We start from the raw sequence: 14,184 nt of genomic DNA, 5'->3' as shown, positions 1-14,184 counted from the left end.
GAGTTGGCCCTTGGTTTAATGTGCCGATTATTCGGCGTAATGGCAGGCAACTTTGTGGTTGTCAGCCAATTCTTTTAACTCAGGCTCTTCTGCCGCGCACAAATCCGTTGCCAGCGGGCAACGGCTGCGGAACCGACAGCCCGAAGGCATGTCGATCGGGCTTGGGATTTCGCCCTGCATTTGGTCCTGATTGTCCTTGCGCGCCTCCACGGGGTCCGCAATGGGAATGGAAGCCAGAAGCGCTCGGGTATAAGGGTGTTTCGGATCGTCATAAAGCGCATTGTTGGGCGCAATTTCAACCAATTTGCCCAAATACATTACACCAATTCGATCAGAAATGTGCTTCACCATGGAAAGGTCATGGGTGATGAACAAATAGGTGAGGCCCAGCTCTTTTTGCAGATCCTCAAGCATGTTCACCACTTGCGCTTGAATAGACACATCTAGCGCTGAAATCGCTTCATCGCAAATCACAAGCTGTGGGTTGAGCGCAATGGCACGGGCAATGCCGATCCGCTGGCGTTGACCGCCAGAAAATTCGTGCGGGAAGCGGTTGGCATGGTCTTTGTTCAATCCCACCACTTCAAGCAATTCATGCACCCGTGCCGTGCGGCTTTCATCATTGCCGATGCCCGCAATTTCCAAAGGTTCTGCAATTAAGTCGCGCACATTCATGCGGCCATTCAGCGACGCATAAGGATCTTGGAAGATCATTTGTATGTCGCGACGGTGCGGGGCCAAATCCTTCTCTTTGAGCTTGGCCAAATCCGCGCCGTTAAACTCGATAACGCCATCGGTTGGGCTATAAAGCCGGATCAGCGTACGGGCGAGGGTGCTTTTGCCGCACCCGCTTTCGCCCACAAGGCCCAGCGTTTCGCCGCGACGAATGTCGAGATCAACACCGTCAACGGCCTTGAGAAACTTTGGGTTCTGACCAAAAAAGCCAGCAGAAACTTGAAAGTGCTTTTTCAGGTCGCGCACGCGCATCAAAATTTCATCGTCACGCATATGTTTCTGATTATCCATTGGTGACCTCCGGCGCGTCGAAAATGGATTGCAAGGCCTTTGGTGCCTCTTCATGGTGCAGCCAGCAGCGCGCTTCGTGCACCGTAGGTTTCGCATTCGGACGCTCAAACAACGGGGGCATCGCCTCCAAACATTGCTGTATCGCGTGCGGACAGCGCGGCGCGAACGGGCACCCCTCAGGCGGCCGCAACATATCTGGCGGCGAACCGGGGATCGGTGTTAGCCGCTCTTTGGTGTGGCTGCGCACATCAGGGATCGAGTCCAACAGGCCCGTCGTATAAGGGTGCTGGGGAGCTTCAAACACGTCATAAACGTCGCCTGTCTCCATCACCATGCCGCCATACATGACCAAAATCCGGTCAGCCACTTCGGCGATCACGCCCAAATCATGGGTGATCAAAATGATGGCCATGCCCAGCTTTTCCTGAAGGTCTTTCAGCAACAGCAAAATCTGGCGTTGAATGGTCACATCAAGCGCGGTGGTTGGTTCGTCCGCGATCAGCAATTTTGGGTCGCAGGTGAGGGCCATGGCGATCATCACCCGCTGGCGCATGCCGCCAGAAAATTCGTGCGGATAATTGTCCAAACGGCTTGCAGCACTTGGAATTTTCACCAATTCAAACAGCTCAAGCGCCCGCTTGCGGGCTTCGCTGCGTGAAACAGGCTTGTGTGCCACGATGGTTTCGATCAACTGCTCGCCCACCGTCAGGGTCGGGTTCAAACTGGTCATCGGGTCTTGGAAAATCATCGCAATGTCATCACCGCGGATGGCACGCAAATCTTTATCGGACAGACCGGTGAGCAATTTGCCCTCAAAATCTGCGGACCCATCCACCACTTCGCCATTGGCCTTTAGAAGGCCTAAAATGGAGAGACAGGTGATGGATTTGCCAGAGCCACTTTCGCCCACAATGCCCAAAATCTCGCCAGGCTTCACGTCAAAGCTAACGCCGCGCACCGCCTGCACATCACCACGCGAGGTGTGGAAATGGGTGGTGAGATTATCGACTTTCAATAAAGGTGCTGAACTCATTTGCGCAACCTCGGATCAAGTGCATCCCGCAATCCATCGCCCAAAAAGTTAAACGCAAACATGGTCAATGAAATTGCAGCTGCAGGGAAAAACAATTGGTGCGGATAGGCGCGCAGGGTTTCCACCGCTTCAGCGGTCAAGGTGCCCCAGCTGGCCATCGGCACGCTCACGCCCAAGCCGATAAAGCTCATAAAGCTTTCAATAAAAATCGCGCTTGGGATCAACAGCGTCAGGGTCACCAAAATCGGTCCCATCGTGTTGGGCAACAAATGGCGTGTCAAAATCCGCTTGGTGCTGGCGCCCATGGTTTTGGCCGCCGCCACATAATCTTGATTTTTCAGCGAAAGCATTTGTCCGCGCACAATCCGCGCCATATCCACCCAGAACACCGAGCCAATGGCGATGATGATCGAAAGAAAACCGGATTGGAAAACCACCATCATCAAAATCACATACAGGGTGAGTGGGATGGTCGCGATAATTTCGACAATCCGCATCATCACATTGTCTACATTGCCACCGAAATAGCCGGCAATGCCGCCATAGAAAACGCCGATAAAGAAGTTTACCATGGCCGCAACAAACGCAACGGTGAGCGAGATGCGCGCGCCATAAAGCTGGCGCACTAGCACATCGCGGCCCAAACTATCCGTACCGAACCAGTTGGTCTGGTTCCAACGATAGCCAATAGATTCAACCGCATTGCCGTCCCCATCCACCAGGGTCGCAGGCAATGAGCTATAATCTACGCGCACTTCCGCATCATCAAACACATAGATGTGCTGCTTTTTCATCAAGTCTTTGCGCTTGGCGCGCACAAGGCCTAGAATTTCGCCATTCTCCGCCACTTCATACAGTTTGAAGTTGCCGCTATTGAGAAACACATATTGCGCGGGCCCATCTGTCGGCTCTGCCTTATACACTTCAAAGACCGGCGGAATATTTGAAAGCTTCAAATCCTGATCATAATAGGTGTGATGGGTGAGCATCGGGCCAAAAATGGCGGCCAAAATCAAAAAGATGATAAAGGCAAGGCTGGCCATCGCAGGGCGGTTGCGCCACATGCGTTGGCGCACATCCTGCCAATAGGTCAAGCTTGGCGCCGCGATAAATTCCGCATCTTGGCCGCCCTGATCAACTGGCGCCCATTTTTCCTTTGAGATTGTCATATTTTGCTCGGTCATTGTGCTTTCTCCCCAAGCTTAATGCGTGGATCGAGCACCATGTACAAAAGGTCAACAATCAGAATCATCAGCATCAAAAACGCCGCATAGAAAATCGTAATGCCCATAATGGTGGTGTAGTCTCGGTTGGAAATGGACAACACAAAGTGGCGTCCAATGCCCGGCAGGGCAAAAATCTGTTCAATCACAAAAGAGCCTGTGAGCAAGTTGGCCACAACAGGGCCCAACACGGTCACAATGGGGATCAGCGCATTGCGCATACCGTGCTTGAACAAAATGGTTTGAGGGTGCAGGCCCTTGGCGCGCGCAGTGACCATATAGTCTTGGCCCAACACTTCCAAAAGTGAAGAGCGCGACAAACGCGCAATAAAGGAAAGCCAAAACCCCGATAGGGCCGCCACTGGCAAAATATAGCCCTGCCAACTATCCAGCCCGAAGGTCGGCACCAATTGCCATTGCAAGGCAAACAGATAAAGCGCGATGGTTGCCAAAACATAAGACGGGATGGCTACGCCCATTGTGGCAATCGCCATAATGGTTGTGTCTTGCCATTTGTTTTGGTTGAGCGCTGCGACAATGCCCAAAGGAATGCCCAAAGCCACAACGCACAACATGGCCAAAAAGCCAGTCTGTGCGGTGACAGGCAAACCTTCGCGGATCAAATCGTTCACCCGCACGCCGGGATATTTGAAGGATGGTCCCAAATCGAAGGTCAGGATGCCTTTGAGATAATTCAGATATTGCTGCCAGATTGGCTGGTCCAAGCCATATTTAGCATTCAACGCCGCTTTGATTTCTGGTGCCAACATTTTTTCTGACGTGAATGGCCCGCCGGGAATGGCGTGCATAAGGAAAAATGTCAGCGTGATGATCAAAAACAAAGTTAAGATCATCATCAAAATGCGTTTGATAAGATATTGTAGCATTAAGCGCCCCACTGGATGGTTGTCTTAGACAAGGCGTCATTGTCCCCTAGACGCTTCTGTCGCAACCTTACTAGATCGCGTGAGGATACAAGATTGGCGGCGTGAGTAAAGATTTTTTTATGTTACAAAAACTTTTTCGATGGCGATTTGGTGCTATATTCGTTGAAATTCAGCCCTTGCCCCGCGAATATCATTCTGGGGACAAGTTTATCACTGATTTAGAAGACAATTGCGCCAAATCTGAATTAAATTTTCAGTATTGTAACACTTTCATATTTGATTAAACGCAGATTCTGATTAGTGTGCGAAAAGTTAAACGAGGGAAATCGACCATATGGCTTCACCCCCATTGCTTATTCTTGGGAACGTGAATATCGAACTGGTGATGGGTGACTTAGGTCATTGGCCGGATTTTGGTACTGAGATGACAATGTCATCTTCCGATTTTCGCGCGGGCGGTGCAGCGGGCACTACAGCACTTGCTTTGTCTGGCTTGAGTGTTGACCATCGGCTGATTGCGACTGTTGGCTCAGACAATCTTGGCACTTGGCTGCAAGGCGAGTTTCAGCCAGGCACCACGTCATGGACAACCATTCCCACCGCAACCACTGTATCGGTGAATATGCTGCATGATTGCGGTAATGTTGTTGTGTTCAACTCCAAGGGGCATTTGCAGGACGTAACGCTCGATACAATGATCGATGCGATTCCCCCGGCCACATCAAAATCTTCATTTGCACTGGTGACGGGCGCACATTTGATGCCATCTGTCACCGCCGGGCTGTCTCAGCTTTTGATGATGCTATCCACCATGGGGTGGACCACTGCGCTCAGCCACGATCGGCCTTTTGAAGGGTGGACAGAGGATACGCGCGCCGTGTTCTTAAGCTGGGTGCGCGCAACTGATTGTATCTTGATGCGTGAGCATGAGCTTTGCGCCGTGATGGAAGAAGACGATGTGGAAGAAGCCGAAAAGGCGCTGGTGAAAACGCTGGCAGATCACCAAGTGTTGGTGGTGCAGCGTGGACGCACGCGCGCAGATGGCTTTTACCAAGGCCAAATGGTCACGGCTTCAATCGATGAATTTGAAAGCAGTGATCCCGTTGGATATTCGGATATTTTCAATGCCGCATTCATTTCGTCCTATATGGCAGGTGAGGGCCTGCAAATGGCGCTCGAATCTGGGCTAACCGTGGCCTCAATCGCGGTGACCACATCGCCGCGGATTTATGGCGTGTTTGTCGATTAGACCTGCAAACAAAAAAGGGGTCGTTGCCGACCCCTTTATAAAATCAATTTCAATTTGACCTAGTTTAGATCTCGCTGGAAGCTCGCGCCAACGCCATAAGAGCGCTCGCCCGCCACATGACCTGAATCGAGTGCATACATCACATCAAATTGGAGGCTGCTGAACGCGTCTGGCTGCATAAAGTAGCTCGCCGCGATATCAATCTCGCGCCCAGATGGGGAGAGGTTGCCCGATACTTGGTCGTAAATAATGTTGCCGTTCTTGTCGCGACCCACAGGCAAATTCATGGTGATAGTGCCCGCATCGGCGCGAATAGGTTGCGCCAGTGAAAGCGTCACCCGGTCACCCTTTTGCAGCAGGTCGGCCTTGGCCACGCCAACATGGAAGCCAGAAAAGCTCGCGCCATCAAAGTTTGTCACAAAGCCATCGCCGCTGGCTTGACCAACAGCACGCCCCAGTTCAGCGCCGCCAAAAACGCTAAAGCCTTGGGCCAAGTCAGAATCAAAGCTCAAATTCGCGCTTTGGGCATTGGCAAGCGTTGGCGTGTTAAATGTGTCATTCCCCACCATGCCGAGGAAGGCGCCGCTTTCAACCATTTGATTGAAGCCGAGACGCAACGAGGAGTTGCCCAGATTAAACTGAGCGATGGCCCCCGCACCAGAAAGCGAGCCATTCACATTTTCGCTGTGCTGTGCGCTAAAGCCGTAAAAGCCATAATGGCCAAAGGCCGTCTCATGGCTTTGGTAAATCGCTGTCGCTGTATCAGCAAATGACAGCACAGAAACATTCGGTGCTAGATTGTTGGCCAATCCGAGGTCAGTTTGCAATTGAGCAAGGCCATCTTGCGCACCGAAATAGAGCACATTGTTCACATTGCTCGATTCGTCGCCCAAGGAAAGCGAGGTACGCGCCTGGCCTTTGTCCTGCAAACGATCAATTGATGCAGAGCGATAGCTATTTTGATCTTGCTGTACAAAATAGTCGCCCCGGATTTTAAAATCGCCATTGAGCGCATCAAAAACAGCCATTTCCTGATCCCGCAACATGCGGGCCAGTCCGTCGCCAAAACCGGCGCTTGTGGTAACTGTTGTGCTGCCTAGGCTTTCTCGTGTGCCGCTGGCCAAATCTGCACCACGCACCACGCTCACCTCACCAATCGGTTGTAGCGCGGCGGAGATGTTCATCACGCCATGCCCAAACACATCGGAATAGCCATGGGTCACGCCGCCACCGAAATCGGTTGTGCCATCAATGGCGCTGGAGAAGAATGTGTTGTTCGCAGATGCCAACAACCGATCACGCCACTCACCGGGCTGAAGGGTTGGAAAAGCTTCAGCCAATAAGGCTACTGCACCTGAAACCTGCGGTGCTGTATAGGATGTGCCGAGGCCATCCTCATATGCATCATTTGCGTTATCTGAAGCGCCCAAAGTTTGGCCGTCACCCACAAGGCAAAACTCAGCTGCTTGGCCACAAGGTGTAGAAATCAGCGTAGCGCCGGTAATGTTATAATTGGCGTCGACTGAGAAGACGGCTTCTGAAACTGAGATCCACGCTTCAGCCAGCTCCGGCGCGAGTAGCGGGAGTCCGGCAATAACATCTACATCGCCGAGATTAGTATTGGCATTCGCAAATACGATCACACCGCCAGCTTGAAACGTGTCAAATGCATCAATGTAATCCTGCCAATTGGTGGCACCGCCGCCAACAACATTGTGCATTGCCTCAGCTGCGGTCGCGCCACCGGACATTGCGGCTTGCGCATCGGTAATGCTGTAGTCCCAACCCCAGCTGTTGTTTTGCACAACAGCACCTTTTGATGCCGCATCTTCCGTAGCATCAGCTAGGTCGCCAATAGTGCTTCGGCTGTACGCTGTTAAATGCAAATCGGCTTGTGGCGCGACCCCCATAACATCGCCCGTCCCCTGATTGCCTGTAGCAATTGAGGCGACATGCGTTCCATGGTTTGACCCTCCATCGGGGGATACATCGCCAAATTCGTGAATGATTTTGCCATCAAACTCTTCGTGTGTGGTTAGAAAGCCATCATCCACAATGGCAACAAGCTGGCCATGGCCAGAAATTCCTGTTGAAAGAGCATTGTGTGTTTTCGTCAGCAAGTATGGATGGGGGTTTGAACCAGCGCGTGTAACCAAGTCCACATCCACATTTTGAAACTCGGATGAGTTTGCAATTGTTGTTGCGGTTGCGTTGTCCTCAGTGCCGCCACTGCCGAGCGCCCAAGGTGCTGTGATGCTTGAGGATGTCGTGCCGCCAGAAGCGCCGCCACCACCGCTCGCCCCCGGCCCGCAACCTGTAAGAAGAAGAACGCCAATACATGCGGTGCACATAAGTGCTTTTTGATGACTAGTGCTGACCGTATTCATATGTAAACCAACCCCAAGGTGTCCCAAGTCTGAACAAATATTAATAGATAAAGTATCAAGCTTCGTTAACCGCCAATGCAACAAAAAGTCAAATTTTTAAATGAACCTATAGAATACCAATAGATATGAAAGATTCGTATCTGCGTTAAAAAGCGGCCTAGCCAAATGTAGTTTCACTTGTAATTTACATTTGAAGTGTCGTGAATATGCTCAAGATAGATGCAATAATTCATTATAGATCATAATGTTATGTCATATTCCAACGTTGAAATATGGGATATGTACTTTTTGTGATTTTTTGGTTGCAAAATGGTATTAAATTGGATTTAATAACCTGTGGAGCAACAAACAGATGTCTTAAGCTATTAAGTGTGCTGGTTTGTTGAGGTGAGAAGAAAACGATGCGCCAGACTTAAAGTGCGCACGGGAGGCGAGATTCATGGCGATTCTACTCAAAAATGCCACTTTGTTTGATGGTGAGCGTTTTTTGAACGGCCAGTCCGTTGAGGTCGCCAATGGAAAAATTTCTCGCATTTTTGCTGCTGACAACAACCTAGCTTCAGACTATGAGCAGATTGTCGACCTCTCTGGCCAAATTTTGGCCCCCGGTTTTATTGATGTGCAAGTCAATGGCGGTGGCGGGGTTATGTTTAATGATCAGCGCACAGTTGAAGGTTTGACCGAAATTGTTCGTGGTCATCGTCAATATGGTTCGACCACATTGATGCCGACATTGATTACAGACTCATTTGAGGTGATGCGCGAAGCAGCCGATGCCATCAGCGCCGCCATTAAAGCCGACGTGCCGGGCGTTCGCGGCGTGCATTTCGAAGGCCCTTATCTCAGCTTGAAGCGTCGCGGTGTCCATGCGCCTGAATTCTTGCGCGATGTTGATGATGAGGCGCTTGATCTATTTACGCGTGGCGACCTTGGTGAAGTGATCGTTACGGTTGCGCCGGAATGTGTGCCGAAGCCATTTATCGCATCATTAAGCGAAAAAGGAGTGCATGTTTGTGCGGGCCATAGCGCGGCCACCTATGAACAGGTTGGCGAAGCGCTGGATGTTGGCTTGCGCGGCTTTACGCACCTGTTTAACGCCATGCCGCCTTTAGCCAATCGCGAGCCGAGCGTTGTTGGTGCAGGTCTTGATGATCCCAACAGTTGGTGCGGCCTGATCGTTGATGGCTACCATTTGCATTTCGCCAGCGCGCGCATTGTTGTGCGGGCGAAAAAGCAGGGTAAAATAATGCTTGTGTCTGATGCGATGGCGACAGTTGGCGCGAAGGAGAAGCATTTCAACCTATACGGTGAAACTATTCACGCCGTGGATGGGCGTTGCGCATTGGAAGATGGCACATTGGCTGGTTCCGATTTAGATATGATGCGCGCGGTTGAGCTCGCCCACAAAGAGTTGGGCGTGGAGCTTGGTGAAGCCTTGCGCATGGCATCGCTTTATCCTGCACAATTCTTGCGCTTGGATGATCAGATTGGTCGCATCGCCCCAGGCTATGATGCCGATCTCGTGGCCTTTGGCAAAGACGATATGAAAGTCACCCGGACTTGGATTAAAGGCCAAGGGGAGTCGCACTAATGCCCGTCTGCTTTGACATTGGTGGTACCAATATTCGATCTGGCTGGCCAGATCAGGATGGCATTGTGCAGATTGCTGGCAAGCGACCAACGCCGGGCGATTCTCTGGATGGCTTTTTGACCGCGATGGTTGAAATGATGCAAGAAGCGCCTGCGGCGCAGCGGGATTATGTTGCCATTTCAATCGCAGGGTTTGCCGATCCCAAAACGGGCGCGCTCACTATTGCCAACATTCCTTGCCTAAAAGGAGAGAACCTTTCAGGCTTACTTGAAGCACGAGTTGGTGTGCCGGTGATTGTGGCAAATGATGCCGATTGTCTTGCTCTTGCCGAGGCCTATGCGGGCGCGGCGAAGGGCGCGCAAAACGTGTTTGCCATTGTGCTGGGCACCGGCGTTGGCGGTGGCATGGTCATCAATGGCGATATTGTCACCGGCTTTGGCGGCATTTCAGGTGAATGGGGCCATGGCCCTGTCGTTGACCCAACGGCTGGCGGCATGGTCGAGCATATGGGTTATTTCCAATGCGGCTGCGGCCAAAAAGGCTGTTTGGATACAGTCGGCGGCGCGCGCGGCATGGAAAATGTCCATAAGGCGCTGCATCAAGTTGAACTTGGTGCAGAAGATATTCTGAATGCTTGGCGCAACGGCAATGATGCCGCGACGCGCACCATTGAAGTGTGCAGCGAAATGGTGGCGCGGGTGCTCAGCACGTTTGTCAATACGCTCGGCCCTGAATCTGTGCCTGTTGGTGGCGGCTTGGCCCATGCCAATGATCTAATTGCAGAAATTGATCGCCGCGTGCGCACCATGGTGCTGAACACATATGAGCAGCCCTTAGTTGTGCCTGCACACCATGTGAAAAATGCGGGCCTGGTCGGCGCAGCCTATTTGCGCCCCAACCAAATGCGTGGGGTGGCCTAATGTCAAAAATCACCCTTGAAATTTGCATTGATACCCCAGCCGCATTGATAGCAGCTCAAAAGGGTGGTGCTGACCGTGTGGAGCTTTGTTCGGCACTTGTTGCAGGTGGTTTGACGCCAAGCCGCGGCTTTATGCGCTTTGCAGCAGCGCAGAAGATGCGCGCGCATGTGATGATCCGCCCGCGTGAAGGCGATTTCTGCTTTGACCAGCATGAAATGCAATTGATGTTGGACGATATCGCCCTAGCGCAAAATGAAAATATGCAAGGTGTGGTGCTCGGGGCGACCCAGCAAGACGGCCAACTCGATATGGCAATGCTGAACGAGCTGGTGGCGGCGGCCAACGGCATGGATATCACCCTGCACCGTGCATTTGACGTGACACCTGACCCGTTTGAAGCGTTGGAGCAAGCAATTGAACTTGGCTTTAACCGCATCCTCACCAGTGGGCAGAAAACGAACGCCAGCGCGGGCATTGATTTGATCGCGAAATTGGTTGAGCGCGCGGCGGGCCGAATTGAAATTATGCCAGGGTCTGGCGTTGGTGTCGCCAGCGCAAAAGATTTGCTGGCGATCGACGGCATTACGAGCTTGCATTCCTCCTGTTCTGCGCCCTTGGCTCAATCGCCAAATGCGGCGCAGGACCTTGGATTTGCCGCTGAAGATGGGCGGCGTGAAACGGTTCAATACCGTGTCGAAGAGCTGGTCCAAGCTTTGGCAAAATTGGAGGGCGTCGCATCGTGACTACATTTGCTTTCCACATGAATTTGCTGAAATTTGAATTTAAGATTCAAGAACTTACAGCATTCTATGAAATTGATTTTCATAAATTGGGGGCAAAATTACGAATCTCGCTTGAGAATTTGCAAATTTTGGTCCAAAGTACGAAAATTAATTTCATACAAGATCGGGAGGGATCGTATGACCTTTAAAATCGGTGTCGTTGGACTGGGATATCGTATTGGTTATTTGATGCAGGTCATCGGCCAAACTCAAAAGGACATTGAGTTTGTTGGCTATGTTGACCCAAATCCGGCTGGCTTAGGTTTGGTGAATGGGGAAGGAGTGCCTGGCATTTCTGTTGATCCATCAGCGCTTAAGTCCTTCAATCCGGGCAAACCTTTTGACAGCTTGGAAGAGCTGCTTGAGAAAAATGACCTCGATTTGTTGATGGTCGGTTCGCCAAACCATATGCACCTCGAACATTTGCGGATTGCAATCAAAGCTGGCGTTAAAACATTTGCTGAGAAGCCAGTTGTGACCACAGAGGCACAGACATTTGAGTTGCTTGAGCTGTTGCAAGAAGCCGGCAATGTTGATCAAGTGATGATTGGCTTGGTTTTGCGTTACGCGCCGCTTTACCGCGATTTGATTGCGGCACGCGACAACGGCAAATTGGGCAACATCGCATCTATTGAAGCTTCAGAGCATATTGCGCCTTATCACGGCGCATTTTTTATGCGCGATTGGCGTCGTAATTCAGAATTTTCTGGCGGCTTTATGCTGGAAAAATGCTGCCACGATCTAGACCTTTATCAAGGTCTTGTGGGCAAGCGCCCAAAACGTGTCGCCAGCTTTGGTGGTCGTCGTTCTTTCGTGCCGGAAAACAAGCCGGACGAATTGGCCAATGTTTACCAATATAAGCCAAGCGGCTGGAATGGCAGTGATAAGGTTTTTGATAGTGAAGGCGATATCATCGACTATCAAACCGCTCTGATTGAATATCAGGATGGTGAAAACCTCTGCTTCCACACCAATATGAACGTGCCAGATGAGTTCCGCCGCTTTGCGGTGATCGGCTCCAAAGGCATGGCGGAAGGCGATTTTATTCGCAATTTCTTCAAGCTGACTGCGGCTGAGAATTCCGAGACTTTGGTCGACAAATCATATGAATCCTCAAGCCTTTCTGCTCACTACGGGGCTGATGAGCAAATGATCGAGGATATTTTCAATCACTTGCGGAATGGCGCAAAACTTCCAGTATCCATCTTGGATGGTTTGGAAGCGGGCCTAACCGCGATTAAACTAGACGAAGCACGCTTGTCGCATTCTGTCATTGACCTCACTGAGACGTGGGCGAAGTTCGACAGCTACAAGCTTGCAAAGGAGGAGGTTGCTTAAATGCAAGCAATGGGGGGACGTCCAAATCTGTTTCCGTATTTGCTGCTCTTGCCAGCGTTGTTTATCACGCTTGCAATTGTTGCATGGCCGCTGTTGGAAACAGTTCGGCTATCGTTTACGGATGCATCGCTAAAGCCGACTGAAGAGTTCATCGGCTTGGCAAACTATGAGAAGATTTTCTCTCGCCGTTTTCCAGAAGTTATCGGCCGTACATTCTATTGGATGGCAATTTCTGTAACATTGAAAATGGTGGTCGGCGTTCTGGGCGCTATGTTGCTCAACTCCGCTGTGCCAGGTCGTAGCTTTATGCGCGTACTGGTGATGCCCCCCTGGATTGTGCCAATCGCGATTGGCGTATTTATGTGGCGCTGGATGTATAACGGCCAATTCGGCATGATTTCCGGTGTTGCTCAGCATTTGGGTATTTTGGCAGGGCCATACGAATTCTTGGGCGACCGTACAGGCGCATTCTATTCAACCATCGTCACCGACGTTTGGGTGGGTACGCCATTGGTCACCATCTATTTGTTGGCCGCTATGCAATCAATCTCGCCTGACTTGCACGAAGCTGCTTGGGTGGATGGCGCCAGCCGCATGTATCGGTTCCGCCGCATCACATTGCCGTTGATTATGCCAGCGGTGGCGACGATGGGCCTCCTGAGTGCCATTTGGACCTTCAACTCCTTCGACATCATCTGGATTTTGACCGAAGGTGGGCCACGTGGATCGACCACAACCATGATTATCGACACCTACAAGACTGCGATTTCGCGCAATCGATATGGTGAAGGTGCAGCACGCGCTGTGATGATTGTGATCTTCCTGTCCTCGTTCGCAGGGTTCTACTTCTACATGCTGTCACGCATGGCAAAACGGAGCTTGAGCAATGATAAATAAGTACCGTTGGTGGGAAATTGTCGGCATCTATTTGGGTATCGGCGTCTTTCTATTGTTCCTTTTGGCGCCGTTTTTGGAAGCCTTCTTGGTCTCCCTGCGTCCGCTAAACCGGATCAACTCCATTCCGTATAAAATCATTACGGAAAATATGAGCTTCGATGCATATTTCACCATGTGGGAAAATGTGCCGCGCTTAGGGCTTTATATTTGGAACAGCTTCTTCATTGCGACCTGTGTGACAGTCATTGTGTTGATCGCGGTGATCCCCGCTGCTTGGGCCTTCGCTCGGTTCGAATTTAAAGGCCGGGATGCGATGTTGGCTGCTTTCCTTGCCATTAACATGGTGGGTGGCGCTGTGTTGATCATTCCATTGTTCCAATTGATGCGGAATGTGGGTTTGCTGAATACTTATTTGGCCATGATCATTCCAGGCGCAGCCTTCTTGATCCCAACAGCGATTTGGTTGTTGCGCTCCTATCTGATGAAAATCCCGCGCGAGCTTGAAGAAGCCGCTTGGGTAGATGGCGCCAGCCGCCCCTATATCCTCTGGAAAGTGATCTTGCCGATCGCCATGCCCGGGATTGTTGTGGTGGCAATTGCAACCTTTATTGGGGCCTATGCGCAACAATTCTTGTTCGCGTTAACATTCAATTCAAATTCTGACCTGCATCCTCTGCCGGTTGGTATTTACCAGTTCTTTGGTCGTCAAACCGTCGTTTGGAACGAAGTGATGGCCGCGAGTTTGGTCGGCATTTTGCCAGTGCTGATCATTTACATCTTCTTGCAGCGATACATCATCGCTGGCCTGACTGCTGGCGCAGTTAAGGAATAGGAAGCACTGTACTAATTGG

At 51.1% G+C, this 14,184-nt stretch carries 12 protein-coding genes; 7 read left to right on the top strand and 5 right to left on the bottom strand.

Going from position 1 to position 14,184, the window contains the following annotated elements:
* Positions 1-27: 27 nt before the first annotated feature.
* The 4 genes from ACP15Y_RS05760 to ACP15Y_RS05745 are packed head-to-tail and all read right to left on the bottom strand — an operon-like array spanning position 28 to position 4,169.
* Positions 28-1,026: an ABC transporter ATP-binding protein gene (locus tag ACP15Y_RS05760; protein ID WP_424982043.1), complete on the bottom strand. Its 999-nt coding sequence runs from the start codon at positions 1,024-1,026 to the stop codon at positions 28-30.
* Positions 1,019-2,059, bottom strand: a complete 1,041-nt coding sequence (locus ACP15Y_RS05755; protein ID WP_424982042.1) for an ABC transporter ATP-binding protein — start codon at positions 2,057-2,059, stop codon at positions 1,019-1,021. The genes ACP15Y_RS05760 and ACP15Y_RS05755 overlap by 8 nt, the downstream gene beginning before the upstream one ends.
* Positions 2,056-3,243: an ABC transporter permease gene (locus tag ACP15Y_RS05750; RefSeq protein WP_424982041.1), complete on the bottom strand. Its 1,188-nt coding sequence runs from the start codon at positions 3,241-3,243 to the stop codon at positions 2,056-2,058. Before ACP15Y_RS05750 ends, ACP15Y_RS05755 begins: the two co-directional genes overlap by 4 nt.
* Entirely contained in the window at positions 3,240-4,169 is a 930-nt protein-coding gene (locus ACP15Y_RS05745; RefSeq protein ID WP_424982040.1) for an ABC transporter permease, read from the bottom strand. The genes ACP15Y_RS05750 and ACP15Y_RS05745 overlap by 4 nt, the downstream gene beginning before the upstream one ends.
* 334 nt (positions 4,170-4,503) lie before the next feature.
* Here ACP15Y_RS05745 and ACP15Y_RS05740 point away from each other — a divergent pair, with 334 nt between their 5' ends.
* Positions 4,504-5,418 carry a carbohydrate kinase family protein gene (locus ACP15Y_RS05740; RefSeq protein ID WP_424982039.1) on the top strand — a complete coding sequence of 305 codons (915 nt, stop codon included), beginning with the start codon at positions 4,504-4,506 and terminating at the stop codon, positions 5,416-5,418.
* Positions 5,419-5,477: 59 nt separating this feature from the next.
* Here ACP15Y_RS05740 and ACP15Y_RS05735 read toward each other — a convergent pair whose 3' ends face one another.
* A complete protein-coding gene (locus ACP15Y_RS05735) occupies positions 5,478-7,769 on the bottom strand; it encodes a S8 family peptidase (RefSeq protein ID WP_424982038.1) in 2,292 nt (763 codons plus the stop codon).
* 475 nt (positions 7,770-8,244) lie between these two features.
* Between ACP15Y_RS05735 and nagA the strand changes: the two genes are divergently transcribed.
* The 6 genes from nagA to ACP15Y_RS05705 all read left to right on the top strand — a co-directional run bounded on the left by nagA (position 8,245) and on the right by ACP15Y_RS05705 (position 14,165).
* Positions 8,245-9,396, top strand: a complete 1,152-nt coding sequence (gene nagA, locus ACP15Y_RS05730; RefSeq protein WP_424982037.1) for an N-acetylglucosamine-6-phosphate deacetylase — start codon at positions 8,245-8,247, stop codon at positions 9,394-9,396.
* Positions 9,396-10,316: an ROK family protein gene (locus ACP15Y_RS05725; protein WP_424982036.1), complete on the top strand. Its 921-nt coding sequence runs from the start codon at positions 9,396-9,398 to the stop codon at positions 10,314-10,316. The genes nagA and ACP15Y_RS05725 overlap by 1 nt, the downstream gene beginning before the upstream one ends.
* Entirely contained in the window at positions 10,316-11,059 is a 744-nt protein-coding gene (locus ACP15Y_RS05720; RefSeq protein WP_424982035.1) for a copper homeostasis protein CutC, read from the top strand. Before ACP15Y_RS05725 ends, ACP15Y_RS05720 begins: the two co-directional genes overlap by 1 nt.
* A gap of 177 nt (positions 11,060-11,236) precedes the next feature.
* Positions 11,237-12,436: a Gfo/Idh/MocA family protein gene (locus tag ACP15Y_RS05715; RefSeq protein ID WP_424982034.1), complete on the top strand. Its 1,200-nt coding sequence runs from the start codon at positions 11,237-11,239 to the stop codon at positions 12,434-12,436.
* A gap of 9 nt (positions 12,437-12,445) precedes the next feature.
* Positions 12,446-13,333, top strand: coding sequence for a carbohydrate ABC transporter permease (locus tag ACP15Y_RS05710; RefSeq protein ID WP_424982469.1), 888 nt, complete (start codon positions 12,446-12,448; stop codon positions 13,331-13,333).
* A complete protein-coding gene (locus tag ACP15Y_RS05705) occupies positions 13,323-14,165 on the top strand; it encodes a carbohydrate ABC transporter permease (RefSeq protein ID WP_424982033.1) in 843 nt (280 codons plus the stop codon). Before ACP15Y_RS05710 ends, ACP15Y_RS05705 begins: the two co-directional genes overlap by 11 nt.
* The last annotated feature ends 19 nt before the right edge of the window (positions 14,166-14,184 follow it).

Origin of the sequence: Maritalea sp. S77 (assembly GCF_049801075.1) — a bacterium.
Classification (GTDB): Bacteria; Pseudomonadota; Alphaproteobacteria; order Rhizobiales; family Devosiaceae; genus Maritalea.
The sequence above is the reverse complement of the archived record's forward strand: the minus strand, read 5'-3'. Positions and strand labels throughout refer to the sequence as shown.